15 protein-coding genes are annotated in these 17927 nt (G+C 51.4%); 12 read left to right on the plus strand and 3 right to left on the minus strand.

Annotated elements, in window-relative coordinates; all coding sequences use genetic code 11:
• Positions 1-1256 (minus strand): NAD(P)H-hydrate epimerase (locus tag ACO6V1_RS17450; RefSeq protein ID WP_422467816.1); only part of this gene is annotated, 1256 nt, incomplete at its 3' end.
• Positions 1257-1409: 153 nt separating this feature from the next.
• On the opposite strand from ACO6V1_RS17450, the gene queG reads away from it, so the two are divergent.
• Entirely contained in the window at positions 1410-2507 is a 1098-nt protein-coding gene (gene queG / locus ACO6V1_RS17455) for a tRNA epoxyqueuosine(34) reductase QueG (RefSeq protein ID WP_422449862.1), read from the plus strand.
• Between the two features lie 341 nt (positions 2508-2848).
• On the plus strand, positions 2849-3604 hold the full coding sequence (locus ACO6V1_RS17460; protein ID WP_422449863.1) for a hypothetical protein: 756 nt from the start codon (positions 2849-2851) through the stop codon (positions 3602-3604).
• A 105-nt stretch (positions 3605-3709) separates the two neighbouring features.
• Here ACO6V1_RS17460 and ACO6V1_RS17465 read toward each other — a convergent pair whose 3' ends face one another.
• Entirely contained in the window at positions 3710-4318 is a 609-nt protein-coding gene (locus ACO6V1_RS17465; protein WP_422449864.1) for a trimeric intracellular cation channel family protein, read from the minus strand.
• A gap of 334 nt (positions 4319-4652) precedes the next feature.
• On the opposite strand from ACO6V1_RS17465, the gene ACO6V1_RS17470 reads away from it, so the two are divergent.
• The 5 genes from ACO6V1_RS17470 to ACO6V1_RS17490 all read left to right on the plus strand — a co-directional run bounded on the left by ACO6V1_RS17470 (position 4653) and on the right by ACO6V1_RS17490 (position 10211).
• The gene (locus ACO6V1_RS17470; protein WP_422449865.1) at positions 4653-6005 is read left to right on the plus strand and encodes an NAD(P)-dependent oxidoreductase; all 1353 of its coding nucleotides are present in this window, start codon (positions 4653-4655) and stop codon (positions 6003-6005) included.
• Entirely contained in the window at positions 6005-7300 is a 1296-nt protein-coding gene (gene preA / locus ACO6V1_RS17475; protein ID WP_422449866.1) for an NAD-dependent dihydropyrimidine dehydrogenase subunit PreA, read from the plus strand. The genes ACO6V1_RS17470 and preA overlap by 1 nt, the downstream gene beginning before the upstream one ends.
• A gap of 22 nt (positions 7301-7322) precedes the next feature.
• The gene (locus tag ACO6V1_RS17480; protein ID WP_422462096.1) at positions 7323-8501 is read left to right on the plus strand and encodes an ankyrin repeat domain-containing protein; all 1179 of its coding nucleotides are present in this window, start codon (positions 7323-7325) and stop codon (positions 8499-8501) included.
• 222 nt (positions 8502-8723) lie between these two features.
• A complete protein-coding gene (locus tag ACO6V1_RS17485) occupies positions 8724-8978 on the plus strand; it encodes a hypothetical protein (RefSeq protein WP_422467818.1) in 255 nt (84 codons plus the stop codon).
• A 27-nt stretch (positions 8979-9005) separates the two neighbouring features.
• Entirely contained in the window at positions 9006-10211 is a 1206-nt protein-coding gene (locus tag ACO6V1_RS17490) for an ankyrin repeat domain-containing protein (protein ID WP_422467820.1), read from the plus strand.
• 195 nt (positions 10212-10406) lie between these two features.
• On the opposite strand, the gene sfsA is transcribed toward ACO6V1_RS17490, so the two are convergent.
• Positions 10407-11132 (minus strand): DNA/RNA nuclease SfsA, encoded by a 726-nt coding sequence (gene sfsA / locus ACO6V1_RS17495; protein ID WP_422449870.1) that lies wholly within the window; start codon positions 11130-11132, stop codon positions 10407-10409.
• Between the two features lie 457 nt (positions 11133-11589).
• On the opposite strand from sfsA, the gene dksA reads away from it, so the two are divergent.
• The 5 genes from dksA to ACO6V1_RS17520 all read left to right on the plus strand — a co-directional run.
• Complete coding sequence (gene dksA, locus ACO6V1_RS17500; RefSeq protein ID WP_422449871.1) at positions 11590-12033, plus strand: RNA polymerase-binding protein DksA; 444 nt, start codon at positions 11590-11592, stop codon at positions 12031-12033.
• A gap of 275 nt (positions 12034-12308) precedes the next feature.
• Entirely contained in the window at positions 12309-13214 is a 906-nt protein-coding gene (gene gluQRS, locus ACO6V1_RS17505; RefSeq protein WP_422449872.1) for a tRNA glutamyl-Q(34) synthetase GluQRS, read from the plus strand.
• A 207-nt stretch (positions 13215-13421) separates the two neighbouring features.
• Positions 13422-14177 carry a hypothetical protein gene (locus tag ACO6V1_RS17510; RefSeq protein ID WP_422467822.1) on the plus strand — a complete coding sequence of 252 codons (756 nt, stop codon included), beginning with the start codon at positions 13422-13424 and terminating at the stop codon, positions 14175-14177.
• Positions 14178-14278: 101 nt separating this feature from the next.
• Positions 14279-14926, plus strand: coding sequence for an alpha-ketoglutarate-dependent dioxygenase AlkB family protein (locus ACO6V1_RS17515; RefSeq protein WP_422467824.1), 648 nt, complete (start codon positions 14279-14281; stop codon positions 14924-14926).
• A 175-nt stretch (positions 14927-15101) separates the two neighbouring features.
• Positions 15102-17927: hypothetical protein (locus ACO6V1_RS17520; protein ID WP_422449875.1), on the plus strand; the 2826-nt coding region annotated here is incomplete at its 3' end.

Consider the following 17927-nt stretch of genomic DNA (forward strand, 5'->3'; position numbering starts at 1 on the left):
GCAATCTCTGGCTGCCGGTGTGCTGCACCCTCGCCAGTAAGAACCGTTAATTGTCGATGACTGTCTACCAGCGCTGCAAATCGATTGTTCTGAATCGTTGGAATATCCAAACCCGATAAACGCGCCAGCTCACCAGGATGAGGGGTGAAAATAATCGGGGACTTTCGTCCATTTAGCAATTGTGGATGATCCGATAACAGGTTCAGGGCATCAGCATCCAGCACCATCGGGCACTCTGCCGCCAGGGTATCCTTGAGCAGCTGCAGCCCCCAGTCATCGCGGCCCAAACCCGGGCCAATAACCATGACATTCTTTCCTTCAGCCAGAGAACCCAGGCCGGCCCCGCGCTTTACCGATACCCCCATCACCTCAGGGCAACGCACAGCCAGCGCCGCAAGGTGTCGCTTGCGGGTAACCACCGTGACACGGCCAGCACCGCAATGAAGGGCGGACTCAGCGGCCATCATGATCGCCCCCGGCATCCCGTGGTTACCCCCGATAAGCAGCACATGCCCAAAATCACCTTTATGGGCGGCACGGCTTCTCGGTGACAGCCAGCCGCGAAACTGTTCCGGAGCAATTCGTTGACAGTCAGCAGGAACGGTTTGATAGACCCGTTCAGGCACGCCCAGGTCATTAAAGACCAGCTCGCCACAGTATTCTGGTCCCAACCCTGTCATCAGCCCCTGTTTCAGGCCAATAAAAGAGACGGTAACCCTGGCCTTGACCGCCACTCCCAGCGGAACTCCAGTATCAGCACAAAGGCCGGACGGGATATCCACAGCACACACCGGACGTTCAAGATGATTCAGCCGTTTGATGGCATCCTGATAGTCACCCCGTACTTCACCACAAAGCCCGGTACCGAGCATGGCATCCACAACCACATCCGCACACAGGGACTGGGTGCTGTCGTAAGGTCGAATCACCACGCCAGCATCAGCGCAGGCCTGCCAGGCCGTGAGGGCATCGCCGTTAAGCTCCGCTGGATTTTTCACCGCCAGTACCGAAACCCTCAGCCCCTGCTCTTTGGCCAGTTTGGCGACCATATAGCCATCGCCACCGTTGTTGCCTGCCCCACACAACACCAGCAGGGTTCCGGCTTCTGGCCAGTAGTGGACAATCGTGGACAGCACGGTGCTGGCCGCCCTGGTCATCAGCTCAAAACCCGGGATGCCGTGCTGGTGGATGGCCACATGATCCAGTTGTCGAACCTGATCGGCAGTATAGAGAGACTCTGGTAAGCTCTTATTCATAAGCGTGCCCGCGATGATACAATAGAGATTGTATTTTGCATTCAAACTGTGCCAAACAATCTATGCCAAGAGAGTTAATCCAATTCAGTGCCTGAACCGTTATCTTCACCACCCACTTTAACCACATTGACGGACTCATCGCCAGCACCGGCTATGGAAAAACTCGTTGGGAAAATTCGTATCTGGGCCAGAGAACTTGGCTTTCAGGAGATCGGCATTACCGAAGCCAAAATACCGGAAGATGATCTTAAGCATCTGGCAGCCTGGCTGGCGAAAGGGTATCACGGCGATATGGCTTATATGGCCCAGCACGGTGAGTTGCGGGCACACCCGGAGCAACTGCATCCCGGCGCATTAAGGGTGATTTCTGCCCGTATGGATTACCTGCCAGCGGATACTGAAACCGTGAAACTGCTCAACGAACCGGAAAAAGCCTATGTTTCCCGCTATGCCCTGGGCCGGGACTACCATAAGTTGATCCGCAAACGGCTCACCCAGCTGGGCAGGCAGATTGAAGCTGCCGTTGGAGATCATGGCTATCGCGCCTTTGTGGACAGTGCGCCAGTGATGGAACGTCCATTGGCGCAACAGGCCGGACTGGGCTGGATGGGCAAGCATTCACTGATACTGAACCGTCAGGCTGGCTCCTTTTTCTTTCTTGGTGAACTGTTCACCAACCTCCCGCTGCCTGTGGATAGGCCTTACGAAAATAATCACTGTGGACGCTGTACCTCCTGTATGGACAAGTGCCCAACCCGGGCCATTGTGGCTCCCTACAAGGTGGATGCCCGCCGCTGTATCTCTTACCTGACCATCGAAAACAAGGGCCCCATTCCTGAAGAGCTGCGCCCTCTGATGGGCAATCGCATCTATGGCTGTGATGACTGCCAGCTGGCCTGCCCCTGGAACCGTTTTGCCAAGCCAACCCGGGAGCCGGACTTTCAACCGCGTCACCATCTGGATGACAGTGATCTGGTCGATCTTTTCCTCTGGAGTGAAGAACAGTTTCTGGAACGAACCGCTGGCTCGCCTATTCGCAGGGCAGGTTATGAAAGCTGGTTGCGTAATATCGCCGTGGCACTGGGCAATGCCCCGGGCAGTGACGCCATTATTGCCGCTCTGAAAAGTCGTCTGGATTATCCATCAGAGCTGGTTCAGGAGCATGTCCTCTGGGCTCTCAAGCAACACGATGCCAGGAGGCTGTCCGAGAATAGACTGCCCTACGCGGCAACTGCTCCTGCGTTGCTCTAGCTCCTGCATCCATGCAGTCGTGCGGCGACAGCAAATTGGTCTAAAAATTCGCTTTTGTTTGGCAAATAGCCCCGCTATTCACCTCACAAAACCGATTTTTTATCCTCAATTTTCTGTCGTCCTCGCTACGGGCGCTATTCTCGGACAGCCTCCCAGGTGCTGATGCAGATTGTCCACAGGTGAATCAAGACGGCCAATTCCCGTTACTGAATCTAACGGGCTTGTTAGTGATCTGTCCCGTCGATCAACTAATCTTGGGACAGTAATCATGGCGACTTTATTTTTGACTTGAATCAGGAAAAAGTCTCTTGGAACAATAACTAACAAGGCAGATTATAATCATGAAATCGACTAAACCTATTTTTTTTACGCTACTGTTATCCCTGATGACCAGCAACCTGACTCTTGCAGCCGACGGTGGGAATGACACGGTCTGGATATTTGGCTATGGCAGCCTGATGTCTACGCTTGCCCGCACCGCTACCGCAGAAGACCCCCAAGATGCCGAGTACCTGCCGGTCAGAGTTCATGATATGGCCAGAAAGTGGAATCTCTGGATAGAAAAAGCCACACAGAGAGCGCTGAACATCGAAGCATCCCCCGGAGATTACCTTAATGGCTTACTCTTTCCCGTGAAAACCAAAGATCTGCCAGCTTTTGACATACGCGAAGGGGCATACCATCGAGTAAAAATAGCCAAAGATAAAGTGTCATTTTATCGGGAGGATCACAGGAATAAGGTTCTTGGAACCCACGATGACGTTGAAATTTATGCCTACCTCCCCAACTACAAGTTTTACTTTGGTCCGGAAGATACTGAAAAGAAAATCGCCATGTCCTACCTGAATATTGTCCGTTCCGGCTGTGTTGAAGTGGACCAGACCAATAATCTCAATGGCCAGTTCATCATGGACTGTCACAAAACGCTGGGCCTTGAAGAGTATGACGCTTTTCAGGATGAAGACCAGCCCACCTACATAAGACACCCGAAAAAATTGCTGAACAAAGCAGAGCAAAGAGTGGATTTTCTGAAGGGGTATCTGGAAAAAGACTGGCCCAATTATCTTGAAATCGTCAGGAAATATTGGGGGTTCTGATATCTGGGGGTCGCCGCCCGCTACCCGCAAAAGCGCAAGCGGTTCCGGCTTTTGCGGGAAGCGGGAAGCGTCTGTAGGAATATTGAAGTTATTTCAGGACCATTCCTACACAGGCAACCCAAACCTCGGCAGAGACAATCCCTTATACACTGCCATCAGCCTGAGAATAAGGACAACAGCAGCCGCAATAATTGACGTGTGGTTTATGTTTTGGAGCAATGGCTCCAGCAATATGAACACCGCGCCTCCCGCCATGGCAGCAGATGCATAGATCTCCTGTCTCAATACCATGGGAATCTCCCCGGCCAGCATATCCCGGATGGCACCCCCACCACAGCCAGTCAATACCCCCATCATCACAGCGACCATTGGCTCCACACCAAATGACAACGACTTGGTCAAGCCGATGACCACAAAGACCGCCAGCCCCAGGGCATCAGAGACCTGAAGAATCCACTTGCTGCGCTCATGCCACTGGCGAACCAGGATGGCAAACAGCGTCGTAGCCAGAATAACCAGCAGGTAGAGCGTATCCTGTATCCAGAATACGGGCGTAGAGGAGAGCAAAACGTCTCGAATAGTTCCGCCCCCAACGGCAGTCACGAAGGCGAGTACCATTGCGCCAAAGAGGTCCATGTCTTTACGGCAGGCCAGCCAGACACCACTAATCGCAAAAACCACAGTACCAAAAAGGTCGAGAATATAGAGCAGCATCAACGAATCTACGGAGAAAAGGTCATTGGATTATAGATTATAAATTCGTCTTCCACGGCCAGATATAGTCATATACCGGCATTCTTTCCGAATACCGACAGGCTCCTGGTTTCAATGAGCTTGATGGGTGTCGTTATCAAATGTCTTCGGACTCCGTTCGTCCTGAGCTTGTCGAAGGGCGCAAACTCCTGCCTCCGATAGATCGTGCCAAACACCCTTCGTCCGTGCATCCTGAGCCGAGCCGAAGGGCGCTCAGGGTGAACGGAGATTGTATACATCAAACTCTTTGAAACGATGTACTAGTCTTCGTTACTCCTGATGAGGATTAACCGCCATGAATAAACCCGATATTCACAATGGCAGGCTGCCAGCAGAAGAGTACCGCCGCAACTTTGCCGACATCAAGCCTCCCCTCAGTGATTACCAGGCTCATATTGAAGCCAGCCGATGCCTTTACTGCGAAGCGGCACCCTGTATCCCGGCCTGTCCCACTGGTATCAATATTCCCTCCTTTATCAACCGTATCGCCACTGACAATATCGACGGTGCCGCACAGGCCATTCTGGATGCCAATATTCTGGGAGGAAGCTGTGCCCGGGTCTGTCCAACCGAGGTTCTCTGCGAGCAGGCCTGCGTCAGAAATCATGAGCCAGAGTGCCTACCGGTGAAAATCGGCCTGCTACAGCGTTATGCCATCGATAACCGCCAGTCAGCTGACCACCCATTTACCCGCCTGCCGGAAACGGGAAAAACCATCGCCGTTGTCGGTGCAGGCCCGGCAGGACTGTCCTGTGCACACGCTCTGGCCCGGCAAGGTCACACCATTACCCTGTTTGATGCCCGGGAGAAGCCCGGAGGCCTCAATGAGTTCGGCATCGCCTACTACAAACTGGTGGATAGCTATGCCCGCCAGGAAGTGGACTTCATTTTGGAAATTGGCGGTATCTGTCCGGAGTATGGCTGTCGGCTTGGTCAGAATCTCAGCCTGGATCAATTGCGAGCACAGTTTGACGGGGTGTTTCTCGGGCTCGGGTTGGGCGGTTGCCACTTATTAGGCCTTCCGGGTGAAGCAGCAGAAGGCGTTGAGGATGCTCTCCCGGCCATATCCTCCCTTCGTCAGTGCCATGATCTGAGCCAATTGCCTGTTGGCCGACGTATAGTGGTTATTGGCGGGGGCAACACCGCTATTGATATTGCCTGCCAATGCAAACGGCTGGGCGCAGAGGATGTCACCATTGCCTATCGTCGTGGCCCTGAACAGATGTCAGCCACCGGTCATGAACAGGCGTTTGCCCGGGACAATGGTGTTCGCATCCTCACCTGGGTTCAGCCTTCAGCCCTGCAGACAGAAGATGGCTGCATCACCGCCATCCAGCTGGAAAAAACCGTGCTGGATACCAGCGGCCAATTACAGGGCACGGGAGAGCTGACCACCTTGCCGGTAGACACACTCTACAAAGCCATTGGCCAGCATTTGCTGGTGGATGCCTTTGCCAATACCAGTGACAGCCCTGCGATAAAAGGCAACCGCATAGTAACGGACGACCACTTTCGTACGTCACTGGTTAACGTCTGGGCCGGTGGTGACTGCATTGATAAAGGTGAAGACCTGACTGTCCATGCGGTTGAGCATGGAAAACGGGCGGCCCGGGCCATTGATCAATACCTGCAACGGAGGGAAAGATAATGGCTGATTTAACCAGTAATTTCCTCGGTATTCGCTCCCCCAACCCGTTCTGGCTGGCTTCTGCGCCACCGACGGACAAAGCCTACAATGTCTATCGGGCATTTGAGGCTGGCTGGGGCGGTGCAGTCTGGAAAACCCTGGGTGAAGACCCGGCACCGGTCAATGTCTGTTCCCGTTATTCCTGCCACAGGAATACCCGTGGTGACGTGATCGGGTTTAACAATATTGAACTGATCACCGACCGCCCGCTGCAAGTGAATCTGGACGAGATACGCCAAACCAAAAAAGACTGGCCAGACCGGGCACTGCTGGTCTCGCTGATGGTACCCTGCAAAGAAGAAAGCTGGCAGGCCATCCTCAGCCAGGTAGAGGAGACCGGGTGCGATGGTGTTGAACTGAATTTCGGCTGTCCCCACGGCATGCCGGAACGGGGAATGGGCTCAGCGGTCGGTCAGGTGCCGGACTATATTGAAATGGTTACCCGCTGGTGCAAGCAACACAGCAACCTGCCCGTTGTCGTTAAACTCACCCCCAATATCACTAATATCGTGGTGGCTGCTGAAGCGGCTCAGGCCGGTGGTGCCGATGCCGTATCGCTAATCAATACCATCAACTCCATTACCGGTATTGATCTGGACCGGATGGTGGGATACCACGCCGTCAACGATAAGTTCACCAGTGGCGGTTATTGTGGCGAAGCGGTGAAACCCATCGCCCTGAATATGGTCGGGCAGATTGCCCGCAGCCCGGACACCGCCGGACTGCCCATCTCGGCCATTGGCGGTATCAGTACCTGGCGGGACGCAGCCGAATTTATGGCGTTAGGGGCGGGCACCGTTCAGGTTTGTACCGCCGCCATGCTGAACGGTTTCAAAATTGTACAGGACATGATTGATGGCCTGTCCCGGTGGATGGACCGCAAACACTATCCGACCCTGGACAGCTTTCAAGGCGCTGCCATCCCCAATCTGACCGACTGGAAATACCTGGACCTGAATTACAAGACCATTGCCCACATTGATCAGGACAGCTGTATCCAATGCGGCCGATGCTATGCCGCCTGTGAAGATGCTGCCCACCAGGCCATCGCCATGACACCGGTAAAAAATTCAACCCGGCACCGGTATGAGGTGATCGAGGAGGCTTGCGTGGGGTGTAACCTCTGCCAGATCACCTGTCCGGTGGATAACTGTATATCCATGGTCAGGCAGCAAACCGGCAAACCTTACCTGAACTGGACGCAGCATCCGAATAACCGGGGTCAGGAAGGTAACCTATCGACGGAGCAAACCTGATTTTTCAGTGCCGGAGTATGTCATGAATTCACTGGAATATGCAGTTGTCTGTGGTGACTATGCCATGGTCAAGACCCTGCTGGACAAGGGGGCTGACCCGGATATTCCCGGAAATAACAATGAAACCCCGCTGCACCGGGCAGTTAACGCTGGTCACCATGTTATTGCCAAGACCCTGCTGACCTACGGGGCTGACCCAAACCTCAAGGACATTAGTGGAAGGACAGCCTTGCATTTTGCCGCTCTCGAAGGTCACCATGCTATGGTCGAGCCCCTGCTGGCCATTGGGGCTGACGCGGACCTCAAGGACGTCAATGGATGGACACCTTTGCAATGTGCAGCGAGTAACCGTCATCGCGATGTGTACGATAAACTGCTACCTAAAACTCATCAGCCGGATTGGAACAGCCTGCTACAGGTATTTTCCCGTTCAGGGTGGAAGGATCAAGTTGAGGCGGCACTGGCCAGGGGGGCTAACCCGAATATCCAGGACAGTGATGGTGATACACCTTTGGGAGGAGCAACTACGGCTGGCCACCATGCTATTGTTGAGACCCTGCTGGACAACGGGTCTAATCCAAATATTCCCGATAGTGGTCAATACACCCCGCTGCATCGGGCAGCGGCCATTGGTCATCATCCTATGGTCAAGACCCTGCTGGACAGAGGGGCTGACCCGAACCTAAAGGACGGGACTGGACGGAAAGCCTTGACATCTGGACTTAACAGTGATTACCCGGATGTATACAGAACCCTGTTACCTGTAACCCATCAGCCGGACTGGAACAGCCTGTTACCGAAACTTGTCTATGAAGGATGGAAAGATCAAGTTGAGGTTGCACTGGTCAACGGGGCTGACCCGAATATTCCCGATTTTTACCACAAAACCCTGCTGCACAGGGCAGCTGAGGACGGTCACCATGATATTGTCAAGACTCTGCTGGTGAACGGGGCTGACCCGAAATTCAAAGACTGGAATGGACGGACAGCCTGTCAATGTGCAATGACAGAAGCCATAAAAGAAACAATCCAGAATTTCATGGCTGAACCTCACTCTCTCCAATTCTACTGCCGGGCCAGCATCCGGGGGCGGCTGGTCAAGTGTCTGCCCGACAACGGATTACCAATGAAGGAGGCGGTCAGGTTTCTGCCGCTTAATCCTCCAACAATGCAGTATGTCGATCGCCTGCTGTCACTGTAGGGCGAGCCGGAGCTGCTCCGGGAGGCTGTCCGGATGCCCTACACGGCAACTGCTCCTGCGTTGCTCTGGCTCCTGCATCCATGCAGTCGTGCGGTTGCAATAAATTGGTCTAAAAATCCGCTTTTGTTCGGCAAATAGTCCCGCTACTTGTGCCTTAGGATATTCACCTCACAAAACCGAATTTTTACCCTTAATTTTCTGCCGTCCCCGCGACGGGGTCGCTTGGATGGGCGCTATTCTCGTGCAGCCTTCTGGGTGCATCATATCCCCGGTTTTTGTCGTTTTCCTGATGGCACCAGCAGCCAGTTTGATGTGATCAGGCAGGCCTGTGTTGTGGGTAACCCCTGCCAGTTCACCTGTCCTGTGGATAACTGTATTACCATGGTCAGACAGCAAACCGGCAAATCCTGTCTAAAATGGACGCAGCACCCGAATAGCAAGGGTCAGGAAGGTAACCTATCGACGGATCAAATCTGAATTTCTATTGAGGGAGTACGTCACATTATGAACACTCTGGCTGAAGCAGCTGCTGATGGTGACCTTGCCAAGGTCGAAACCCTTCTGGACTCAGGGGCTAATCCGAACATTCTCGGATATTTCAGTTACACCCCGCTGCACCATGCAGCTCACTTTGGTCACCATGCTATTGTCAAGATCCTGCTGGCCTATGGGGCTGACCCGAACCTCAAGCGCATGAGTGGGTTGACAGCCTTGCAATCTGCAGTTGACGCTGGTCATCTCAATGTATACAAAACCCTGTTACCTGTAACCCATCAGCTGGACTGGAACAGCCTGTTACAGAAATTTTCCCGTCATGGATGGGAGGATCAAGTTAAGATGGCACTGGCCAAAGGGGCTGACCCGAACATGCCCGGAGTTGACAACTACACTCCGCTGCACGATGCAGCTGCCAATGGTCGCCTTGCTATTGTCAAGATCCTGCTGGCCAGCGGAGCTAAGCCGAACATTCTCAGATATAGCAATGCTACCCCGTTGCACGATGCAGCTGCCGCTGGTCACCATGCTATTGTCGAGACCCTGCTGGCCTCTGGGGCTGACCCGAACCTCAAGCGCATGGGTGAGTTGACAGCCTTGCAATGCGCAGTTACTTTTGGTCGTCTTGATGTATTTAAAATCCTGTTACCCCTAACAACCCATCAGCTGGACTGGAACTGCCTGTTACTGAAATTTTCGGATCATGGATGGAAGGATCAAGTTGAGATGGCACTGGCCAAAGGGGCTGATCCGAATATTCTTGGAGGTGGCAACCACGATCTCTACACTCCGCTGCACTGGGCAGCGGCCAATGGTCACCTTGCTATTGTCGAGACCCTGCTGGCCAGCGGAGCTGACCCGAACATCCCAGGAAGACACAAGAACACCCCGCTGCACCTGGCAGTCAGTGGCTATTATTGCGATGCTCGCGATGCTATTGTTGAGACCCTTCTGGTCAACGGGGCTGACCCGAACCTCAAGGAGCAGAATGGACAGGCCGCCTGGCAATATGCAGGACCAGCTACCAAAAACCTCATCCAGAATTTCATTTCTGCCCCTCGTTTTCCGTCTCTCAAATCCCGCTGCCGGAGCAGCATCCGGGGCCGACTGATCAAACACCTGGATCGCAACAAGCGGCCAATGAAGCAGGCGGTCAATTCGCTGCCGCTGCCTTATTCGGTAACGCAGTACATCTACCTGCCGCTGTCACGGTAGAGCGAGCCGGAGCTGCCCTGGCAGGCCATAGGTGTGCCATATCTCCGATTCCTGCCGTTTTCCTGAACGCCTCCACAGCTAAAAGGCAGCGACAAAAATTCCAGTACCATGATTCATATTGTCCGGTGCTACAACTCACATCTTCGTTCTCACGGGGGCCGTAGGGCACCGAACAGAACCAGGGCATTATGTTTGTTATCCAACCGGCAACTGCCTGACCAGGGTAATGTTATCCGGCGACATGTCTGCCCCCCAGGCCATCACTTCTACGCCAGCGGCAACCGCCTTTTGCAGTTCTTCTGCATAAACCGGGTCAATCGCCTGTGCCGCCGCCACATGGTCAATACCGGTATGCTGAACGCAGAAAAACAACACGGATCGATGGCCATCAGCAACCATCTGGGTGAGTTCCCGCAGATGTTTGGTGCCCCGGCTGGTGACGGCATCCGGGAACAGGCCGAGGCCATTCCCCATTGCCAGCGTGACACTTTTGACTTCCACATAACAGTCGGGCAGGCCCTCCTGTTGCAGCAGCAGATCAATGCGGCTCTTTTCTTCACCATAACGAACTTCACGGCGGACACTCTGGTAGCCGGACAGTTCTGACACCTGGCCAGAACGCAGAAGCTCCTCAACCAGGGCATTGGCTCGTCCGGTATTCAGCCCTGCCAGAGTGAGGCGTTCTTCGCCGTTAAACGCCACCGGAATTTCCGCCTGTTCCCAGGTACAGGGGTATTTACGCCGGGGATTTCCAGAGTCGGAATACCATACCCGATACCCCGGGTAGAGGCAGTTTTTCATGGAGCCGGTATTCGGGCAATGCAGGGTAATCTGTGAGCCATCAGCCAGCTCAACATCGGCCATGAACCGTTTGTATCTTTTTAGCAGGCGGGCCTCAGACAGGCGATTGTCATATTTCATCAGGGGCGCTCATTACTTAATTTCATTAATTTACTTATTGAAATTCTAAAATAGAATCCTAAGATGCCGATTCATCATACCTGACCCTACAGGACTGACAGGCTCTCTGAATCCATTGGGCAGCAGATTCGGAGAATATTATCAGTTGACCTGAGTGCAGGTTTTGGTCAATGTCAGAAAGCGGATGACATTTTTTTATGGCGTCTTGCCATGGGTTTTGGTAGTTTCTCCGCTTCTTTAAGGAAGGCAAGAGGCAAGTGCCAGGAGTTTTTGTTCTCGCCAGGCACCCGTGGTGTTGACCTTGGCTTTCAGGGAGCCGGTTTTCCGGCAGTAACAGAGGGATCGCAGAGGCTGCTTTCAAGGCAGAACGCGAGCGCCTCTAAATGGAGAGATCCAGGATTCTTGCTCATTTGAGAGATCCCCTGGCTCATGAATAGAAGGTGGTGAGGCTGTAATCATGTCAGCACAGAAAAACGCGGATACAGGCAATCTGCTCAAATCGTATACCCCCTACCAGGAAAAGGATGGGGAAGAATACATGAACGAGCAACAGATCGCTCACTTCACCAGGATCCTGCAAGACTGGAAGCAGGAGCTGATGGAAGAAGTGGATCGTACAGTGAATCATATGCAGGATGAGGCCGCGAACTTCCCTGATCCGGCAGACCGCGCCAGTCAGGAAGAAGAGTTCAGCCTTGAACTGAGAACCCGTGACCGTGAGCGTAAGCTGATCAAGAAAATCAACGATACGCTGTCCCGGATCGAAGAAGACGATTACGGTTTCTGCGACAGCTGTGGCGTAGAAATCGGCATTCGTCGCCTGGAAGCCCGCCCCACTGCTACGTTGTGTATCGACTGTAAGACACTGGCCGAGATCAAGGAAAGACAGCTGGGTAACTGATGTACCCGGATGATGAATCAGGCTGTGGTACGTTAGTGCAATGGGCTGATTCATTGTCGACCGGTTCTTTATAGTTAAGGAACTGTCCTGAAATCACTTCGACATTTCTACAGACGCTACCCGAAAAGCCGGAACCTTTTGTGCTTTTGCGGACAGCGGGTGGCGGTCAGCAGTCAGCGACCTTTTCCCCGACTGCGTAAAATGATGAAGTTATTCCGGAACAAATCCTGACGGCACTCACTCAAGACCACTTGCCTGATTGATCATCACTTCCTATGGGCGACACACTGAGCACCCCCTCCTACGTTGGACGATTTGCGCCGTCTCCTTCTGGCCCTCTGCACTTTGGCTCTCTGGTTGCGGCACTGGCCAGTTATCTGGATGCTCAGGTCCATCAGGGAAAATGGCTCGTGCGCATGGAAGACATTGACCCGCCAAGAGAACAGCCCAAAGCGGCCGACCTGATTCTCAAGGCGCTGGACGTTTATGGCCTGCATTGGGATGACAGCGTGCTGTTTCAGAGTGATCGCAGCGAAGCCTATGACCAGGCCCTGGACACTCTGCTCCGTACCGAGAGACTTTACCCATGTACCTGCACCCGCAAAAAACTGGCCGGTTTGAACGGTGTGTACCCCGGTTACTGTCGCAATCACCGTGGAATCCCAAACCAGCCCCATAGCCTCAGGCTGTTGTGCCATGACGATATCATGCAATTTCAGGATCGTATTCAGGGCGATCAGCGGTTTGATTTAAGCGCCCTTGGTGATTTTATTCTCAAGCGCAAGGATGGGCTATACGCCTACCAACTGGCCGTTTGCGTTGATGATCACTTTCAGGGGGTTACCCATATTGTCAGGGGGGTAGACATTCTGGATTCCACCCCGAGACAGCTCTATCTGCAAAGCCAGTTACAGTATCCGCACCCGGTCTATGCCCATGTTCCGGTGATTACCCGGAACCCCGGAAATAAACTCAGCAAGCAAAACCATGCGCCCGCCATACCATTGGACAACCCCCGTCCACTGATGATCAAGGCACTGTCGGCATTTGGCCTGAAACCAGAGCCAGACCTGTTGATGAACTCTGTTGAAGAGATCCTGTCCTGGGGAATAAAAAACTGGACCATGAGCAACATGGCGGGAAAAAAAGAGATTTTACAGAACTCTCTGGACGACCGCTGACGTTTCGTGGCAATTCCAGCGAAACGGGCAGTCTGAGCCAGGAAGTCGCCATATACCCGAAAGACTGGCAACGAAACGTCAACAGCCCCAGGGCAAACCTACCGCTATCCTGTCGAACATGTTATATATGGTTGAATAAATCCTATCCAGAGGCTTTCAGCCACCTGGGAATGGGCCACAACAAAAAGATGTGTTCAAGGAGCGAATATGTCGATAGTCTTTAAAACAGCTCTGGTTGCTGCTCTTTCATTTTTCGCCGTAAGCCTGACGGCAAATACCCTGACTTTTTCCTCTTTGAGTGGTACTTCCAGCAGGTCTGCGGCAGACAACCCTGACTTCTGTGATGCCGCGAGACGAACCCGGGAACAGCTTATACGTCAAGAACCGTCTATAACGATGAAGTCCCCCATTCACACACAAGGTGTATCATCCTGCTTTACACCGGATGAAAACCTGATCTTTGTTGCCACACTGGAAGCTCAAAGGGTGCTCGGACCCAATGCCCCCTGGTATACAGAACTCAGCCAGGATGTAAAAAGCCGCGTTACCGAAGCCTGTGGCATCATGGGCTTTGAGAACAGTAAAGTCAGCCGCGCCTACGACTACTGTCTGGAAAGCCGACAGGAAGAGCTGTTGAGTCCCTACGTAGAAAAATTTGCCAAAGAGTCCAGTAAATATCTCCGTAAACGTCAGCAGGTGGCGGACAGCCTGGTGGTTCGTTGTGATGCCTCATTAAGTGTAAAACGCAGCCGTCTTCCTAAACGCATGCGTTTCCCGGTGGCATGGTACAACTCGGACAGCCAATCCGTACCCAGCTGGTTACTGGAACAAAAGCTGGATGATGACCAGTGGCTGGAACAGATAGGCAAATTAAAAATTGATAATATTATGGTCGATGTTCTGGGTAGCGATTGCCCCGGTGAAATGATTTACTGGGTCACTTACGATGCGCCTGGACTGTAAACCTGCAAAAGTCTCAGGCTCTGTTGGCACAAACCCTCTTACACCGGCAGACCTGAGACGATCACTGGTGCTCATCAAGTAAGTTGTCAGGAGCCCGAACATTGAATACATTCAGCGCCGTTACAACACCTCCGGAAATATACACCCCTGCCGATGCCCGCCTGCTTTTATGGCCGCAGATCATCCCCGAACCCACAGGCTGGCAGTTGTACTCAGAGCTGCACTCCACACTGCCCTGGCAGCAGGATCAGATAACCATTTACGGTAAAACCCTGCCGGTGCCCAGACTCCAGGTTTGGATGGGGGATCCTGATGCACACTATCAATATTCAGGTCTGGCGCTTTCTCCACAGCCATGGAGTCAGCCCGTTATCGCCATTAAACAACGGGTCGAAACAATCTGTTGCCATCACTTTAACTCGGTATTAATCAACCTTTATCGCAGTGGACAGGACAGCAATGGCTGGCACAGTGACGATGAGCCGGAATTAGGCGAAAACCCGGTGATTGCCTCATTCAATCTGGGCGCGACACGGCGATTCCGGCTGCGCCACAAATACCGAAAAGACATCCAGCCTTACACTTTTGACCTGACCTCAGGCTCCCTATTGTTAATGGCCGGAACTACCCAAAAATACTGGCAGCACTGCCTGACAAAAACAGCAAGACCAGTAGAGCCGAGGATCAACTTGACCTTTCGTCGTGTGATTACACGCTTCCCCGACGAACAATGGGCAAAAAATGGATAGAAAGGTAATCACCGGAAAAGCCAGACCTTAGCCTCAATCTTACTCCAACATTGAAAGTGAACTTATTTCCACTGCAATAATCAAAGAGCAACAGTAAAAATATTTAATAAAAAGAATTTAATTAATTGTTTCAGCTGGTTAGTTACACATTCAGTTTGCAAAAAGGTTTACCAAAATGGCTAATACGTCCCAGACTTATTTAACCGAAAACCCTCAGGATCCAAGTTTCTGGCTAATGCCTGTCACGGGCTCACCGGAGAACCCTGCGCCAGCAACTGGTACTTTTCACTCACGAGAGACCTTGATAAGTTCATTGGAACTGCAGGAATTGAAGGTTCGGGGATTTTCACAACAGGAAATTGAGGCCGCAGAGAAAACATTGCGAGAAAGAAACACCACCCCCAGCTATAACGCCATATCCCACTTTCTGTCTTCAGAGTCTGGCACTGATGCTTCCCCTCTCTATCACCAACTCAGTGAAGCCATTAAACAGACATCAGGCGTACAGGGTAAAATCCGTCTGGCGGATGAGTTGAGAAAATATTCGGATATGTTAAAAAATCAGGCCAAAAACAATCTTGACCAACACTACGCCTCCCTGTGGCCCGATAGAGATAAAATTAAAACCATCGTTGGGGGATGGCCTCCTCCGCTCGTAAAGCAAGCTGAATATATCAAAACTCACTGGCCAGAACTGGTAGTAAAAGGCGATATGGTGTTTAACTTCGGTTCGACATCAGAAGTTTGTTTCAACGACTATGGAGGCTACAGTAAGACCCCATCACCGTTAGGGTATCTGGCCTTTTTCCGGCTGATCAAAGACATCTGGTTCGACGCCTTAATGACTAAAAATCTATGCACCGTGAATAGAGTTAGCCATCTGCTTATTTCCTTTACCAAGGCGATATCCGACAATACCATAGAACGTAAAGGTGGTAGTCGAAAAGCACAATTTGACAATGTCATTCAGCGGGAGCTGGAAAAAGGCATCTCATCGACTTACGATATTGGCGCTTTTGCTTTTCTGCTGGTAACCAATCCACCGTTATGGCAGGGCCATAAGAATGAAACATTAAAATTGCTGATCAGTAGAGCTTTTAACAATAAGGAAGAACAACTGGCTCCCCTGTATTCACAGTGGCAGGATCCGGACAAGCAAGATCAGGCTTGCAAAACTGTCGAGTCCAAGGTAATCCCCAAGATCACCATTGCTTCGCTTTATCTGGACAGCATTTATGACTACCTGATGAAATATAAATTAAAGGGTTTTCTGACTAGAGGAACACTAGAAGAAATAGCCAACGGAAGATACTTCGATAGCACCACTAATCAGTTAGTAAACCCCATTAAAATGCCTGACTGGAAGACATTACCGCCTATTCCTGGAATAAAAGAAACACTGTCTCAATTTTATGCCAACCCCTGTCATCAAAAACTTTTTTTAGGAACAGAAGAATTCAAGGCATACCAGCAAGAACAAAGGCAACTGAAAGCCAGGCAACGGTTCACTGATGCCATTACAAATACCACCAGGCAGATTAAAAAAAAGAAGGCAGAGTTGATTAAGAAGCAATTCAAAGAGCAGGGATTTGCAGCCAGAAAGGATAGTCTGGGCAACATCAGCTACGGAGAGGCCTATTATAAAAAACGCAAAGAATACATTAATTACCTTAAGGTGCAAAAACTGGCCGTTGAACAACAAATTGGCGTTCCTGTTCCCTTTAAAGCAACTGCTGCACAGCTGGACCAGGTACTTGCTGCCTTTAAAAAATTACCCACTGCTGAGCAACGGTATTGGCAAATGAGCCCTGCCTACGCGCAAAGTACAGCCATTCCAGACCTATTGCGTGATTTAACACTGACTGAAGATTCAGGGCCTGAAGACATGTTGGCCCATGAGCACGAAAAGCTGCTGGAACAACAAAGCAAATTTATTACTTGCCGCTGCTCAGAGTGTACCATTTGCGAAGCGACCCGTTATCTCTGCGAATGTCGGAATGGTTTGAAGCAGAGAGTTACCAAAAGAGAGAACAAAAACAGAGAATTTATGCTGAAACAAAATATTATTAAAAACATTGGGGCCTGTTATTCAAAAAACTACTCTATAAAAGGCACCATCGTACCTGAGAAAGATAAGCAGACAGCACTGCCTGCAACACAGACACCAAACCGAAATAAGAGAAAGCACACACAACTCTCTGGTGATCGTAAGAAAGCCTCCCCTTCCGGTTCTTTCGCTAAAGTGTCTCGCTATGAGCACACGCTCAACGATGAAAGCCAGTGTAAGAAAAAACACCGTCCGGCTTGTATGATTGACAGGCTCCATCGCGAGCTAGTTAACGAAGTATTAAATAAAAAATTTATTGTCCCTGAAACAGTCAAAAAACGTCAGCGACTTTCACCAAAACCTGCCGGGCAACGAAAATACGATAGAGTGTTGAGTCAACTTTATAAACATCATAAACATGATACTGACAAACCGCTGTACAAGATGAGCACGACTGAAATCCTTGAGTGGTTTGCTAAAAACCCGAAACAGGCAGAGGCTGCCATTAACTATTTGCAGGACAAGCCACAGTTGGTCAAGTCTCTGTTTACACCAGGCACTCTGAAGTTTGCAACGCCCAAGACACTGGCGGCTATTCCATGTCAGGTGATCTACCACGATATTGAATCATTTAATAAACACCTCAATGCCCTGGCAACCAATAAGAAGAATAATTTTATTCCTCTGGATAATAAAAAAGTGAAGGGTTTTTACCTTCATAAGACATTCTGCCTTGTCTGCCGTACAAATTTTGGCCAGAGGCGGGAGCTGCAGGCTCATTTAAAAGCAACGCATCAGGCCACCATGGATAAAACGTTTGCCGATATCCGGGCAATGGGGCGTGGGTCGATAGATGAACCTGACACGCTGGATTCACCTGTCGAAAATATGGAACAAATCCCCTTCCATCAACAGTCACAGGAATTTTCAGCCCTCTTCGAGCATGAGCGTGCA

The sequence above is a fragment of the Endozoicomonas sp. ALC013 genome (assembly GCF_049310205.1).
Lineage (GTDB): Bacteria > Pseudomonadota > Gammaproteobacteria > Pseudomonadales > Endozoicomonadaceae > Endozoicomonas.

Excerpts from the sequence above, each read along its gene's own strand:
- ACO6V1_RS17470 (WP_422449865.1), top strand. The coding sequence starts at position 4,653 with ATGAATAAACCCGATATTCACAATGGCAGGCTGCCAGCAGAAGAGTAC.
- dksA (WP_422449871.1), top strand. The coding sequence starts at position 11,590 with ATGTCAGCACAGAAAAACGCGGATACAGGCAATCTGCTCAAATCGTAT.
- ACO6V1_RS17490 (WP_422467820.1), top strand. The coding sequence starts at position 9,006 with ATGAACACTCTGGCTGAAGCAGCTGCTGATGGTGACCTTGCCAAGGTC.
- gluQRS (WP_422449872.1), top strand. The coding sequence starts at position 12,309 with ATGGGCGACACACTGAGCACCCCCTCCTACGTTGGACGATTTGCGCCG.
- ACO6V1_RS17465 (WP_422449864.1), bottom strand. The coding sequence starts at position 4,318 with ATGCTGCTCTATATTCTCGACCTTTTTGGTACTGTGGTTTTTGCGATT.
- ACO6V1_RS17510 (WP_422467822.1), top strand. The coding sequence starts at position 13,422 with ATGTCGATAGTCTTTAAAACAGCTCTGGTTGCTGCTCTTTCATTTTTC.
- queG (WP_422449862.1), top strand. The coding sequence starts at position 1,410 with ATGGAAAAACTCGTTGGGAAAATTCGTATCTGGGCCAGAGAACTTGGC.
- sfsA (WP_422449870.1), bottom strand. The coding sequence starts at position 11,132 with ATGAAATATGACAATCGCCTGTCTGAGGCCCGCCTGCTAAAAAGATAC.
- ACO6V1_RS17460 (WP_422449863.1), top strand. The coding sequence starts at position 2,849 with ATGAAATCGACTAAACCTATTTTTTTTACGCTACTGTTATCCCTGATG.
- ACO6V1_RS17480 (WP_422462096.1), top strand. The coding sequence starts at position 7,323 with ATGAATTCACTGGAATATGCAGTTGTCTGTGGTGACTATGCCATGGTC.
- preA (WP_422449866.1), top strand. The coding sequence starts at position 6,005 with ATGGCTGATTTAACCAGTAATTTCCTCGGTATTCGCTCCCCCAACCCG.